This is a genomic window from Bacillus cereus group sp. BfR-BA-01382, assembly GCF_022663475.1.
Taxonomy (GTDB): Bacteria; Bacillota; Bacilli; order Bacillales; family Bacillaceae_G; genus Bacillus_A; species Bacillus_A thuringiensis_S.
Map to the genome: position 1 here is coordinate 1 of NZ_JAKUFQ010000063.1, position 13,852 is coordinate 13,852.

Below are 13,852 nucleotides of genomic sequence, written 5' to 3' on the forward strand. Positions count from 1 at the left end.
GATAGATATATTTGAAAAATCGTTGATATAATTTCAATTACCGATATATATGGTTCACCGAAAACAAACAAGGATGTCACTTTTTTAACTAAGTGACATCCTTGTTTTTAATTCTCTGCAGAATAAATAATATCTAAATTCCCGTTTTGATCGGTTTTGAAAATCGGGGCAATTTGATCTTCTTGCTCTTCGACTGAAACAAGTTTTCGAGCACGATCCATAATTCTAACAAGCATCGCGTAATCTTCTTCGATTGCTTGTTGTTTTTTTGTGAGTACCGCTAATTTTGCTTCAAGTTCATTATTCGTTTTTTGTAGGGAAGTGAGCTGATTTTGTAATACATCATTTTCAGTTTGCAACTTTGCGATTGAAGGGTTATTATGTTCCATGTTTTGCAAAAATGAGATGACATTTTGCATTGTAAGTTCCTGTTTACTTGGCGTAATATCTTCTGAAAACTCAGCATCGATTACGAGTTGTTTCGTTTTCGTGAACTGATCTTTTTCTATTTTAGCTTCAGAACGTTTTAATTCTTTACGTTGTTTTTTTGCAATCTGCACTGCATCTTCGTAATTCGCTCGTACTTCAGCATTCCATCTAAAGCCACAAGCTGCTGAAGTGCGGTTCAACGCATCGCCGACTTCATCAAATGCTTTTATTTGTGTACTTCCGCTGCGAATATGTCGTAAAACAGTTTCTGCTAAAAGGAGATCATCTTCTTTTGTCCATGCATCTTGACGTGTTTTCATAAGCGAAGCCTCCATAATGGTGACGTTTTCGTTTATGTTACCCTTTATTTTTCGTTTTATTCGAAGTTTGTAATCTTTCATAAACAGTAGAAAGTGCTTGCTCAAATTTTCCTGTCGTTTTCGGTTTATAATATTGCTTGTTTTTTATTTTATCAGGTAAGTATTGTTGCCTTACCCAGCCGTTTGGATGGTCGTGTGGATATAAATATCCAATGCCTCTTCCAAGTGATTCTGCGCCTTTGTAATGACTATCTTTTAAATGGCTTGGAATATCACCTGTTTGATCGTTACGTAAATCATGTAGTGCTGCATCGAGTGCTTTATAAGCTGAATTTGATTTTGGTGATAAGCATAGCTCGATAACGGCATTTGCAAGTGGGATGCGTGCTTCTGGGAATCCGACTCGTTCAGCTGATTCAATTGCAGCTAGTGTACGCGGTCCAGCTTGTGGGCTAGCAAGTCCAATATCTTCATAAGCCATAATAAGAAGGCGTCTGCCAATACTTTGTAAATCACCTGCTTCAATAAGGCGTGCTAAATAATGGAGCGCTGCATTTACATCACTTCCGCGCACTGATTTTTGAAATGCTGATAATACGTCATAATGAGCATCGCCGCCTTTGTCGTGAACGAAGCTCTTCTTTTGTAAGCATTCTTCTGCAATCTCGAGTGTGATTTCAGCCGCTTGATCGTCTGTAGTAAAGCTGGATAATACAGCAAGCTCAAGTGCGTTATAAGCGGAACGCATATCACCACCAGAGGCGTTTGTAAAGTGATGTAGTGCTTCATCTGTTATCGTTACAGCATATTCTCCAAGGCCTTTTTCTTTATCTTCTAAAGCTCTTTTTAACCCAATTAAAATATCATCTTCTGTTAGTGCGTGTAATTCGAAAATTTGACATCTGCTTCGAATAGCGGAGTTTATTGCATGGAATGGATTACTTGTCGTTGCACCAATTAAAGTAAGAAGTCCGCTTTCTAAATGAGGTAATAGAAAGTCTTGCTTTGCTTTATCTAGACGGTGAACTTCATCTAAAATTAAAACGAGGTGTCGATGCATCTTCGCTTCTTGTACGACAACTTCCATATCTTTTTTATTGTGAGTAACAGCGTTTAATAGACGAAACGGGGTACCGGTACTTCCTGCAATTGCACTGGCAATGGATGTTTTTCCTGTACCTGGAGGACCGTATAAAATCATAGATTGAAAATGATTTGCTTGGACCATTCGCCATAAAATCTTTCCTTCACCAACTAAATGCTGTTGCCCAATAATTTCTTGAATATTTGTAGGGCGCATTCGATGTGCGAGTGGTTGTTTCATTTAGACCGTCTCCCTTAACATATAATCTCGTTCTATCGTATCATTTTTTTCTATGGAATTTGAAATAGTATGCTGTTTTATGGGAAAAATGAAGATGAATATTTTCATTTTTCTTTCAATTGTAATAATTCCCGAGTTTTTCAATGTGATTTTATGTTATCATTTTGATACACAAGTTGAAATTTCTTATAATACTATATTATGCTATAATTTCATAGGATTTTAAATTGTGTTCTTTTTATAAATAAGATATAACCAATAGAAGTGAAAATTTGAAAAGAGGTGCAAAATAGATGAAGATTTCAACAAAGGGCCGCTATGGCTTAACAATTATGATCGATCTTGCAAAAAAGTTTGGTGAAGGTCCGATTTCATTAAAATCAATTGCGCAGGCGCATGACTTATCGGAGCATTACTTAGAGCAATTAATTTCACCACTTCGTAACGCTCGTCTTGTGAAGAGTACGCGAGGTGCATATGGCGGATATGTATTATCTGATCAACCAGCTAACATTACAGCTGGGGATGTGATCCGTGTATTAGAGGGACCGATTAGTGTTGTAGAAATGATAGAAGAAGAAGAGCCAGCACAGCGCCAGTTATGGATGCGTGTTCGTGATGCGGTGCAAGAAGTGTTAGATAGTACAACGTTAGAAGATTTAGTACGTTATGAGGAAGAAAATCACGGGGGCTATATGTTTTACATTTAATTCCTTGTGAAACGATTTGGAAAGAAGGAGATTTAATGGAACGCATTTACTTAGATCATGCTGCGACATCTCCGACTCACCCAGAAGTGGTCGAAAAGATGATTCCATATATGACAGAAATATTCGGGAACCCGTCTAGTATTCACTTTTATGGACGTCAAACTCGTCACACAGTAGATGAGGCGAGACGAGTGTGTGCACGCAGTATTCATGCGAATCCGAATGAAATTATATTTACGAGCGGTGGTACAGAAGCTGATAATTTAGCGCTTATAGGTGTAGCACGTGCGAACCGTCATAAAGGTAATCACATTATAACGACGCAAATTGAACATCATGCGATTTTGCATACGTGCGAATTGTTAGAGCGTGAAGGGTTTGAAGTGACATATTTACCTGTCGATGAAACAGGGCGCATTCAAGTTTCTGACATACAAAAGGCATTAACCGAAGAGACGATTCTTGTATCTGTTATGTTTGGGAATAATGAAGTAGGGACAATGCAACCAATTGTAGAAATAGGAAAGCTACTAAAGGAGCATCAAGCTTATTTCCATACAGATGCGGTACAAGCTTATGGTTTGGTAGAAATTGATGTGAAAGAGTTTGGTATTGATTTATTATCCATTTCAGCCCATAAAATTAACGGACCAAAAGGTGTAGGGTTCTTATACGCTGGTGCAAATGTGAAATTTGAGCCGTTATTAATAGGCGGAGAGCAAGAAAGAAAACGCCGTGCTGGTACGGAAAATGTGCCTAGTATTGCTGGGCTTCAGCATGCAATTCTTATTGCTGAAAAAACTCGTGAGCAAAAAAATGCCCAATATGAAGAGTTTAAAGATATAATGGTATCTGTCTTCAAAAATGAAGGCATTACTTTCGAGGTAAACGGAAACTTAGAACATCGCTTACCGCATGTGCTTAATGTAAGTTTTACAGGAATGAACATTGAACCGTTTCTTGTGAACTTAGACCTAGCTGGCATTGCAGTATCAAGTGGTTCTGCTTGTACAGCTGGTTCGATTGATCCATCACATGTATTAGTAGCGATGTTTGGAAAAGACTCCGATCAAATACGTTCATCCGTACGCTTTAGTTTTGGGCTTGGAAATACGAAAGAGCAAATTGAAAAAGCGGCGTACGAAACAGTGAAAATCGTGAAGCGATTAACACAAAATTAGCATGGGAGGTGACATGATGAACAAACTACCTCACGAAACACGCGTTGTCATCGGAATGTCCGGTGGCGTCGATTCATCTGTAGCAGCACTTTTATTAAAAGAGCAAGGTTATGATGTAATCGGAATTTTTATGAAAAACTGGGATGATACAGATGAGAATGGTGTCTGCACAGCAACTGAAGATTACAATGATGTAATTGAAGTGTGTAACCAAATCGGTATTCCGTATTATGCAGTAAACTTTGAAAAACAATACTGGGATAAAGTATTTACGTACTTCTTAGATGAGTACCGAGCTGGTCGTACACCAAATCCAGATGTAATGTGTAATAAAGAAATTAAATTTAAAGCATTTTTAGAGCATGCAATTGCGCTTGGTGCTGATTATGTAGCAACAGGCCATTATGCACGCGTTGCTTATATGGACGGCGAATATAAAATGCTTCGCGGCGTTGATGACAATAAAGATCAAACATACTTCTTAAATCAATTAAGCCAAGAGCAATTATCAAAAACAATGTTCCCGTTAGGTGAATTAAAGAAACCGCAAATTCGTGAAATGGCGAAAGAAGCTGGCTTAGCGACAGCGGCGAAAAAAGATAGTACAGGTATTTGCTTCATTGGTGAGCGTAACTTTAAAGATTTCTTAAGTAACTACTTACCAGCGCAACCAGGTGTAATGCAAACATTATCTGGTGAAGTGAAAGGAAAGCATGACGGTTTAATGTACTATACAATTGGACAACGTCATGGACTTGGAATTGGTGGTAACGGTGATCCGTGGTTTGCTGTTGGGAAAAACTTGAAAGAAAACATTTTATATGTTGATCAAGGATTCCATAACGAACTTCTATATGGTGATGAAGTTATTGCTACGAATGTAGGATGGGTAAGTAACAAAGTAAAAGAAACAGAATTTAAGTGCACGGCGAAATTCCGTTATCGTCAAGAAGACAATAAAGTAACGGTTCAAATCGTTGATGAAAATACAGTTCGTATTCTTTGTGATGAGCCAATTCGTGCAATTACACCAGGACAAGCAGTTGTGTTCTATGATGGAGATGAGTGCTTAGGCGGTGCTACAATTGATGAAGTATACCGTAGTGGTAAGAAATTGGATTATTTAGGATAAATGAGAAGCCTCTGCCGATTAGCGGTTAGAGGTTTCTTTTACATAAAGCGAATTTTCGTTCGCTTGGAAAATACATTCTTTGTTATAATTTGTTGTAGAGGTGAAGGACATGTCAAACAAACTTGAAACAGGTATTCAATATATGCAAGAAGGAAATTGGGAAGAAGCAGCTAAAAATTTTACAGAAGCAATCGAAGAAAATCCAAAAGATGCGCTTGGATACATTAATTTTGCAAATTTATTAGACGTATTAGGTGATAGCGAACGAGCGATTTTATTTTATAAACGTGCACTAGAGTTAGATGATAAATCTGCAGCTGCCTATTATGGTTTAGGAAATGTATATTATGGCCAAGAGCAATTTACTGAGGCGAAAGCTGTATTTGAACAAGCAATGCAAGCTGGATTACAATCAGCTGATGTAACATTTATGTTAGGTATCACACATGTACAGCTTGGAAATGATCGTCTTGCACTACCATTCTTACAAAGAGCAACAGAATTAGATGAAAACGATGTGGAAGCTGTATTCCAGTGCGGACTTTGCTTCGCTCGACTAGAACACATTCAAGAGGCGAAACCTTATTTTGAAAAGGTATTAGAAATGGATGAAGAGCATGCAGATGCGTATTACAATTTAGGTGTTGCGTACGTATTTGAGGAAAATAATGAGAAGGCTCTCGCTTTATTTAAGAAAGCAACTGAAATTCAGCCAGATCACTTTTTAGCGGGTAATGGCGTTCGTTTATTAGAGCAAGAAGCTGAATAAGATAAAAATATAGTTTAATGGGTAGTTATCCCTCATCTAAAGAGGTGGGGGATGTACTGCTCATTAAAGTGAAAATATCGGAAAGGAGAGGAAAGATGGGAAATCAACATGCAATGGATTTGTTTGAGGAAGAGAAAAAGTTTATAAAAGCGCAAGTTCTTCATACCATTTTCCACAACGAAGAAAACCTCTATTCCGTTGTCAGTATGAAAGTCATTGAAACGAATGAAACATATGACGAAAAGAAAGTAATGATAAACGGTCATTTTCCCCGCATGCATGAAGATGAAGTGTTTACATTGACAGGTCACTTTAAGGACCATCCAAAGTATGGAAAACAATATATGGTTGAAACATTTAAAAAAGAATTGCCGCAAACAAAAGCAGGTATGGTGCAATATTTAGCGAGTGATTTATTTAAAGGGATAGGAAAGCGTACAGCGGAAAAAATTGTGGATCATCTCGGGGAACATGCTATTTCTAAAATTATGGATGACCCTGAGGCGTTAAATGGTGTTGTTAACAAACAAAAGGCTCAGGAAATATATGAGACAATTGTTGAACATCAAGGATTAGAGAAAGTAATGAGCTTTTTAAATGGTTACGGTTTTGGAACGAAACTTTCTATTAAGATTTACCAGCAATATAAAGAGATGACATTAGAAGTGATTCGTAATAATCCGTATCAACTTATTGAAGAAGTGGACGGGATTGGTTTTGGACGAGCGGATGATATAGGGCGTGCGTTAGGAATATCGGGTAATCACGACGACCGTGTACGAGCGGGATGTTTTTACACATTAGAGAATGTCTCATTGCAACTTGGTCACGTTTATATGAGGAAAGATCAACTTGTAAGAGAAACGATGTCACTTTTAAACAATCAAGAAGGAAGAGTGACTGAGGAAGATATTATAGGTTGTATTGAAACGATGCAAAGTGAAGGGAAAGTCATCATAGAAGAAGAACGAGTGTATTTAGCAACTTTATTCTACTCTGAAAAAGGTGTTGTAAAGTCTATTCGTCGATTGATGAATCAAGAGGAAACACCTTCATTTCCTGAAGCAGAAGTGTTAAAAACATTAGGTGAAATTGAAGAACAGTTAAACGTGCAGTATGCACCGTTTCAGCAAGAAGCGATTCAAACGGCACTTCATAAGCCAATGATGTTATTAACAGGTGGACCAGGAACGGGGAAAACAACTGTTATTAAAGGGATTGTTGAAATGTATGCGTCACTTCACGGATTATCGTTAAATCCGAATGAATACAGTGATGATAATCCATTTCCAATACTATTAACAGCTCCAACAGGAAGAGCAGCGAAGCGGATGAGTGAATCGACAGGACTTCCAGCTTGCACAATTCACCGTTTGCTTGGCTGGACGCCAGAAGGATCTTTCCAGCGTAATGAAACGGATCCTGTCCAAGGTAAGCTCCTTATTATTGATGAATTTTCAATGGTTGATATTTGGCTTGCGAATCAGCTATTTAAGTCGCTACCGACGAACATTCAAGTTATCGTTGTAGGTGATGAAGATCAGTTGCCATCTGTAGGACCTGGACAAGTATTAAAAGATTTATTAAATGCAGGCGCAGTTCCGACAGTGAAGCTTACTGAAATTTATCGTCAAGCAGAAGGCTCATCTGTTATTCAACTTGCCCATGCAATCAAAGACGGCACGCTCCCGCCAGATTTAGCACAAAATAAAAAAGATCGTTCATTTATCAGCTGTACAGGGGCTCAAATTGTTGAGGTTGTGAAAAAAGTTTGCGAAAATGCTAAAACAAAAGGATTTAGTGCAAGGGATGTCCAAGTATTAGCGCCGATGTACCGCGGGCCTGCTGGTATTAATGTATTAAACGAAGCATTGCAACAAGTATTTAATCCGAAGAGGGAAAAGAGTAAAGAAATTGCTTACGGTGATGTTGTATACCGAAGAGGCGATAAAGTACTGCAACTCGTTAATCAGCCAGAGAGCCAGGTGTTTAATGGTGATATTGGAGAAATTGTTTCGGTGTTTTATGCGAAAGAAAACGTTGAGCAACAAGATATGATTATCGTTTCATTTGATGGAATTGAGGTAACGTATACAAAGCCCGATTTAAATCAAATTACGCATGCATATTGTTGTTCCATTCATAAATCACAAGGTAGTGAATTTCCGATTGTTATTATGCCGATCGTGAAAAGTTACAATCGTATGTTACGTCGTAATTTAATTTACACGGGCATTACAAGAAGTAAGAAGTTCCTTATTATTTGCGGGGAGGAAGCAGCTTTCAAATCCGGTGTAAATCGCCTTGATGATGCAATGCGTCAAACAACTTTGGCTAGTCGCTTGCAGGAATCACAAGGAGAAGTACAGATGGTCACAGTTAATGGCGAAGAAATGGACGTGGAAAACATTTCACCGTATGATTTCATGTAACAAGGTGAAATTATATAGTGAAACTTTCAAACGCATAGCGTTGAAAGGCTCCAGCGATGTATAAACGAATGCAGTTTGGACATAATGGCGAATAGAATCTGGGAGTCTGTAAGGAGATGAAAGCCATATGTTCATTTGTCCAAATTGCAAAGGGAAAGACATTGGAAAAATAGGTGTCAACCAATTTTATTGCTGGAATTGTTATATCGAATTATCGGTTTCAAAGGGGAAAATCCATACGCATCAAGTTGAGGAAGATGGTTCATTAAGCTCTCTTGATGATTTATTTGATGAGAATGAAAGAACGATCGGATAACGAAAAGGGGGATTTACTTTGAATCTACGCAATTCATTAATCGCATTAGGTGTTGGAGCTGCAGCATATCAATATGCTCGTAAGCAAGATGTATTTTCAAAACGCAATATGAAAAAAGCACGTAAGATGATTAAGTCTTACTTATAATCATTTCGATAAAGTGAAAAACTCCCTTATTGACGAGGGAGTTTTTTTATGCGCTCATATGCAAATAAAAAAGTCCGATTTCTGAGAAAAGATAAGATAGACCGTAGCAGCCAACGCCGAGTATTCCATACTGCCATAATTGCTTCGCTTTTTCTTTACGTGAGGAACGAATAAAGAACCCCTTCCAAATACCAAACCCGATACAAATCCATTCAAGAATCATAAAAAGTGCTGATAATCCAAGCATAAACAAAACCATAATTAGCCCTCCTGATTATATTAATTCATGCTGTATTCTCAGGGGTGGTTGTCCTTGTTATGTTATTTATATGTACGTCTTTAAAAAACAGTATGGTCCGTATGAAAAGATTTTAAAAGTTTCGCACATAACCTACCCCATTTATTTTCAAAATAAAGGTGGAGGAGGTTTTTCATGTGAAGAATCTTAAAATCATTTGGATATATCGTTTAGGATTATTATTACTTGTTTTTCTTTGTTTGCTCGTCTTTTTAAAAATTAAGCCACTATGGGCACCGATTATTTTTGTATTTAAAGTAGCAATCACGCCATTTTTTATCGCTTGTTTTATTGCGTATTTATTGCATCCTTTAATTGAAAAAATCCATAAGGAAGGGATGCCCCGTACACTTGCCATTTTGCTTATTTATATCCTTTTCTTTGGCGGAATTGGTTATGGGATTTATAAAGGAACGCCAGTCGTTATTAAACAGTTACAAGAGATTAATGAACAATTTCCGCAGTTTACAAAGATGTACGATTCGTGGATGGATGGCGTTACAGAACAAACAGCGAATTTCCCTTCGTTCATTCATGAAAAGGTGAAACAACTTTTTGTGGGTGTGGAAACGAAGATTCAAGCGCTTTTAAATAAAGTGATGAGTACAGCTCGTGGTGTACTCGATTCATTGCTCATTATTTTCTTAATACCGTTCATTGTATTTTACATATTAAAAGATTATGGTGAGTTTTATCATATCTTTTGGAAACTAGTCCCAAGTAAATGGCGAGGTACGGGGCAAATGCTTGCGAAAGAAATTGATAAGTCACTTGGAAGTTATATTCGAGGACAGTTATTTGTTTGTTTGGTATTAGGGGGAGTATCAGCTCTTTCTTTTTGGTTTATCGGTATGAAATATCCATTATTGCTTGGTATTATTATTGGGGTAACGGATATAATCCCGTACTTCGGCCCTATTTTAGGAGCGATCCCGACGTTAATGATTGCAGCAACAGTATCAACGAGCCTACTTATTAAGGCGGGTATTACGATTGCTATTTTGCAATTTGTGGAAAGTAACATTTTATCGCCTTACATTGTTGGTAAGTCACTTCGTATGCATCCCGTTATTATTATGCTTGCATTACTAGTTGGAGGGGAAGTAGCTGGTATTGTAGGGTTACTAATATCGGTTCCCATCTTAGCAGTTATTCGCACCGTCATTGTTCATGTGAAGCCTCTCTTGAAAAAAGAAGATGTGTAAGTATAGAAGCCCTCTATGTAAGAAATAGAGGGCTAATCGTATATTTATTTAGAAATCTGCTCGTGTATCTTTTGAGCGAGGGAGCTCACATCATTTGTTTGAATATGTTTTATTTTTTTCCATTCGTTATCATACATAAATACAATTTGATTGTTGAAAAGACGCTTTTGTTCTTTTAGATTAGAAATTTTTGCGAAAGAGTACTCTTCAAATATTGGATTGTTACTTACATCTGGTCCATAAAAGAATAGCCTTTTGTTCGTTAAAATCAATAGGCCTGGTCTCGCGACGGAACGATAAATAAATATGTCTAATGAACATGCTGCGTAAAGTAATATTGTTTCGTTAGTCGCTAATATGTTTTTAGCTTTGCTAAGTAAGGTTGTCATTGTGATCGCTCCTTTATTTTATTAACAATAATTTAATTATAGCAAAAAAGGTAATATTTATAATTTTTTATAAATTATTCTTGTAAGGAGATTCCGATTTGTTAATAAACGCATAATATATGAAAAGGCTGTTAAGAATGAATAGTAGAATACCTATGATAAATAAGCAATTAATACAATATAAATGATTATCTACATTGACAAACTTAAGAGAATTCTATTATATTTAGTCATATAATACATTAAATCAATGACGGAACAAGTACGTTACAGTCCATTTATAGAGAGAAGCTTCCATATGGCTGAAAGAAGCTTTAAATGAAGGGTAACAGAAAGCTAATCCTGAGAGCAGCTAATCACTGCCGTCTTGCCACGTTACGGCACCATGAGGTGATGAATTGATTGTTATTGTAATCAATTCATAATTAGGGTGGTATCGCGAGTTAACTCTCGTCCCTTTTATAGGGACGGGAGTTTTTTATATTTAAGGAGGAAAATACAATGAAACAACTAACAGGCGCACAAATTCGTCAAATGTTTTTAGACTTTTTCCAAGAAAAAGGACATGCAGTAGAACCTAGTGCATCACTAGTTCCACATGAAGATCCATCTCTTCTATGGATTAATAGTGGTGTAGCTACATTAAAAAAATATTTTGATGGACGTGTAATCCCACAAAATCCACGTATTACAAATGCTCAAAAATCAATTCGTACAAACGATATTGAAAACGTAGGGAAAACAGCTCGTCACCATACATTCTTTGAAATGTTAGGAAACTTCTCAATCGGTGATTACTTCAAAGAAGAAGCAATTACATGGGCTTGGGAATTCTTAACGAGCGACAAATGGATCGGATTCGATAAAGAATTACTATCAGTTACAATCCATCCAGAAGATGAAGAAGCATTCACAATTTGGAATGAAAAAATGGGCGTTCCAAAAGAGCGTATTATCCGCTTAGAAGAAAACTTCTGGGATATTGGTGAAGGACCAAGTGGACCGAATACAGAGATTTTCTATGACCGCGGGGAAGCTTACGGTAATGACTTTAGTGACCCAGAATTATATCCAGGCGGAGAAAACGAGCGTTACTTAGAAGTATGGAACCTTGTATTCTCTCAATTTAACCATAATCCAGACGGTTCATATACACCACTTCCTAAGAAAAACATTGATACAGGGATGGGTCTAGAACGTATGACATCTATCGTTCAAGATGTGCCTACAAACTTTGATACAGACCTATTCATGCCGATGATTGGTGCAACAGAATCAATTTCTGGTGAGAAATATCGTAATGGCGATTTAGAAAAAGATATGGCATTCAAAGTAATTGCTGACCATATCCGTACAGTAACATTCGCTGTTGGTGACGGTGCTCTTCCATCTAACGAAGGTCGTGGTTATGTATTACGTCGCTTATTACGCCGCGCTGTTCGTTATTCGAAGAAATTAAACATTAACCGTCCATTCATGTTTGAATTGGTACCGGTTGTTGGAGAAGTAATGAAAGACTTCTATCCAGAAGTACTTGAAAAGAAAGATTTCATTGCGAAAGTTGTGAAAAATGAAGAAGAGCGTTTCCATGAAACACTTCATGATGGTGAAGCAATTTTAGCTGAAGTTATTGCAAAAGCAAAAGAAGAAAAAACAACTGTTATTTCTGGAGTAGATGCGTTCCGTCTATATGACACATACGGTTTCCCAATCGAATTAACAGAAGAATATGCAGAAGAAGCTGGTATGACAGTTGACCAAGAAGGCTTCGAAAATGAAATGGAAAAACAACGTGAGCGTGCACGTGCTGCTCGTCAAGACGTTGACTCAATGCAAGTTCAAGGCGGTGTACTTGGAGAAGTTAAAGTAGCGAGTGAGTTCGTTGGTTACGGTACAGTTGCAACGGAAAGTAACGTTGTTGCACTTGTGAAAAACGGTGAGTACACAGATAGCTTACAAGCAGGGGAAGAAGGACAGTTAATTCTTGACGTAACACCATTCTACGCTGAGAGCGGTGGACAAATTGCTGACCGTGGTTACCTTCTTGCTGACGGCGTGAAAGTTCTTGTAAAAGACGTACAAAAAGCACCAAATGGTCAAAACTTACACAAAGTAGCTGTGGAAGAAGGCACGTTAACGAAAGATGCAGCTGTGAAAGCTGTTATCGATACGAAAAACCGTAGTAGCGTTGTGAAAAATCATACAGCAACTCACTTACTACACCAAGCATTAAAAGACGTACTTGGAACGCATGTTAATCAAGCAGGTTCTCTTGTAACTTCTGAGCGTCTACGCTTTGACTTCTCTCACTTCGGTCAAGTGCAAGCTGACGAATTAGAAAAAATTGAGCGTATGGTAAACGAGAAAATTTGGGAAAGTATTAACGTTGAGATTTCTCAAAAATCAATCGGAGAAGCAAAAGAAATGGGCGCAATGGCATTATTCGGTGAAAAATACGGTGATGTTGTACGCGTTGTACAAGTTGGCGATTACAGCTTAGAGCTTTGCGGTGGTTGTCACGTTGATAATACAGCTTCTATCGGTATTTTCAAAATCGTTGCTGAGTCTGGTATCGGTGCAGGAACTCGTCGTATTGAGGCGGTAACTGGTAAGTCTGCATACGAATTAATGAACGATCAAGTAGGTTTATTAAAAGAAGCAGCAGGAAAAATGAAAACAAATCCGAAAGATATTTTAACAAGAGTTGATGGTCTATTTGCTGAAGTGAAACAACTTCAAAAAGAAAACGAATCTCTTGCTGCGAAATTAAGCAATATTGAAGCTGGAAACTTAACTGATTCTGTAATGACAGTTGATGGTGTGAATGTATTAGCAGCGAAAGTAAATGTTGCAGATATGAACAACTTACGTACGATGATGGATGATCTAAAAAATAAATTAGAGTCAGCAGTTGTTGTATTAGCGTCTGTTAATGACGATAAAGTAAACATCCTAGCAGGTGTAACGAAAGACTTAATTAGCCAAGGTTACCATGCTGGTAAACTTGTGAAAGAAGTAGCTTCTCGTTGCGGCGGTGGCGGTGGTGGCCGTCCTGATATGGCACAAGCAGGTGGTAAAAACCCAGCTCAAGTCGAAGAAGCTTTAGCATTTGTACAAGAGTACGTTAAATCTGTTTCAAAATAAAGAGATAGTAGTGTACAATGGTAGGGAGAGGAGAAGTTCTTCTCCCTATACTTACT

At 37.6% G+C, this 13,852-nt stretch carries 13 protein-coding genes and 1 other annotated feature; of the genes, 9 read left to right on the forward strand and 4 right to left on the reverse strand.

The window, feature by feature from the left end; all coding sequences use genetic code 11:
- Positions 1–107: 107 nt before the first annotated feature.
- Positions 108–749, reverse strand: coding sequence for an RsfA family transcriptional regulator (locus MR160_RS21755; protein WP_000857697.1), 642 nt, complete (start codon positions 747–749; stop codon positions 108–110).
- Between the two features lie 37 nt (positions 750–786).
- Entirely contained in the window at positions 787–2,073 is a 1,287-nt protein-coding gene (locus tag MR160_RS21760; RefSeq protein ID WP_000812913.1) for a replication-associated recombination protein A, read from the reverse strand.
- A 293-nt stretch (positions 2,074–2,366) separates the two neighbouring features.
- Between MR160_RS21760 and cymR the strand changes: the two genes are divergently transcribed.
- From cymR to MR160_RS21795, 7 genes are all read left to right on the forward strand, one after another.
- On the forward strand, positions 2,367–2,783 hold the full coding sequence (gene cymR / locus MR160_RS21765; protein WP_000704116.1) for a cysteine metabolism transcriptional regulator CymR: 417 nt from the start codon (positions 2,367–2,369) through the stop codon (positions 2,781–2,783).
- A gap of 35 nt (positions 2,784–2,818) precedes the next feature.
- Entirely contained in the window at positions 2,819–3,964 is a 1,146-nt protein-coding gene (locus MR160_RS21770; RefSeq protein ID WP_000439891.1) for a cysteine desulfurase family protein, read from the forward strand.
- Between the two features lie 16 nt (positions 3,965–3,980).
- Positions 3,981–5,096 carry a tRNA 2-thiouridine(34) synthase MnmA gene (gene mnmA, locus MR160_RS21775; protein ID WP_001038011.1) on the forward strand — a complete coding sequence of 372 codons (1,116 nt, stop codon included), beginning with the start codon at positions 3,981–3,983 and terminating at the stop codon, positions 5,094–5,096.
- A 109-nt stretch (positions 5,097–5,205) separates the two neighbouring features.
- The gene (locus tag MR160_RS21780; RefSeq protein WP_000066406.1) at positions 5,206–5,865 is read left to right on the forward strand and encodes a tetratricopeptide repeat protein; all 660 of its coding nucleotides are present in this window, start codon (positions 5,206–5,208) and stop codon (positions 5,863–5,865) included.
- A 95-nt stretch (positions 5,866–5,960) separates the two neighbouring features.
- Positions 5,961–8,297 (forward strand): SF1B family DNA helicase RecD2, encoded by a 2,337-nt coding sequence (gene recD2, locus MR160_RS21785; RefSeq protein WP_000528079.1) that lies wholly within the window; start codon positions 5,961–5,963, stop codon positions 8,295–8,297.
- 127 nt (positions 8,298–8,424) lie between these two features.
- Positions 8,425–8,613 carry a hypothetical protein gene (locus tag MR160_RS21790; protein WP_000469281.1) on the forward strand — a complete coding sequence of 63 codons (189 nt, stop codon included), beginning with the start codon at positions 8,425–8,427 and terminating at the stop codon, positions 8,611–8,613.
- An 18-nt stretch (positions 8,614–8,631) separates the two neighbouring features.
- Positions 8,632–8,760, forward strand: a complete 129-nt coding sequence (locus MR160_RS21795; RefSeq protein ID WP_001053553.1) for a YrzQ family protein — start codon at positions 8,632–8,634, stop codon at positions 8,758–8,760.
- Positions 8,761–8,806: 46 nt separating this feature from the next.
- On the opposite strand, the gene MR160_RS21800 is transcribed toward MR160_RS21795, so the two are convergent.
- Positions 8,807–9,019: a hypothetical protein gene (locus MR160_RS21800; RefSeq protein ID WP_000242539.1), complete on the reverse strand. Its 213-nt coding sequence runs from the start codon at positions 9,017–9,019 to the stop codon at positions 8,807–8,809.
- A gap of 176 nt (positions 9,020–9,195) precedes the next feature.
- Between MR160_RS21800 and MR160_RS21805 the strand changes: the two genes are divergently transcribed.
- The gene (locus MR160_RS21805) at positions 9,196–10,263 is read left to right on the forward strand and encodes an AI-2E family transporter (RefSeq protein ID WP_017763612.1); all 1,068 of its coding nucleotides are present in this window, start codon (positions 9,196–9,198) and stop codon (positions 10,261–10,263) included.
- Between the two features lie 44 nt (positions 10,264–10,307).
- On the opposite strand, the gene MR160_RS21810 is transcribed toward MR160_RS21805, so the two are convergent.
- Positions 10,308–10,652 (reverse strand): PH domain-containing protein, encoded by a 345-nt coding sequence (locus MR160_RS21810; protein ID WP_242298054.1) that lies wholly within the window; start codon positions 10,650–10,652, stop codon positions 10,308–10,310.
- A 241-nt stretch (positions 10,653–10,893) separates the two neighbouring features.
- Positions 10,894–11,113, forward strand: a binding site (T-box leader).
- 40 nt (positions 11,114–11,153) lie between these two features.
- On the opposite strand from MR160_RS21810, the gene alaS reads away from it, so the two are divergent.
- Positions 11,154–13,796 carry an alanine--tRNA ligase gene (alaS, locus tag MR160_RS21815; RefSeq protein WP_000811809.1) on the forward strand — a complete coding sequence of 881 codons (2,643 nt, stop codon included), beginning with the start codon at positions 11,154–11,156 and terminating at the stop codon, positions 13,794–13,796.
- Positions 13,797–13,852: the final 56 nt, after the last annotated feature.

Bases quoted from the DNA above. Each gene is read 5' to 3' on its own strand.
- MR160_RS21790 (WP_000469281.1), top strand. From the start codon at position 8,425: ATGTTCATTTGTCCAAATTGCAAAGGGAAAGACATTGGAAAAATAGGT.
- MR160_RS21755 (WP_000857697.1), bottom strand. From the start codon at position 749: ATGAAAACACGTCAAGATGCATGGACAAAAGAAGATGATCTCCTTTTA.
- MR160_RS21780 (WP_000066406.1), top strand. From the start codon at position 5,206: ATGTCAAACAAACTTGAAACAGGTATTCAATATATGCAAGAAGGAAAT.
- cymR (WP_000704116.1), top strand. From the start codon at position 2,367: ATGAAGATTTCAACAAAGGGCCGCTATGGCTTAACAATTATGATCGAT.
- MR160_RS21770 (WP_000439891.1), top strand. From the start codon at position 2,819: ATGGAACGCATTTACTTAGATCATGCTGCGACATCTCCGACTCACCCA.
- mnmA (WP_001038011.1), top strand. From the start codon at position 3,981: ATGAACAAACTACCTCACGAAACACGCGTTGTCATCGGAATGTCCGGT.
- MR160_RS21800 (WP_000242539.1), bottom strand. From the start codon at position 9,019: ATGGTTTTGTTTATGCTTGGATTATCAGCACTTTTTATGATTCTTGAA.
- recD2 (WP_000528079.1), top strand. From the start codon at position 5,961: ATGGGAAATCAACATGCAATGGATTTGTTTGAGGAAGAGAAAAAGTTT.
- alaS (WP_000811809.1), top strand. From the start codon at position 11,154: ATGAAACAACTAACAGGCGCACAAATTCGTCAAATGTTTTTAGACTTT.
- MR160_RS21760 (WP_000812913.1), bottom strand. From the start codon at position 2,073: ATGAAACAACCACTCGCACATCGAATGCGCCCTACAAATATTCAAGAA.
- MR160_RS21810 (WP_242298054.1), bottom strand. From the start codon at position 10,652: ATGACAACCTTACTTAGCAAAGCTAAAAACATATTAGCGACTAACGAA.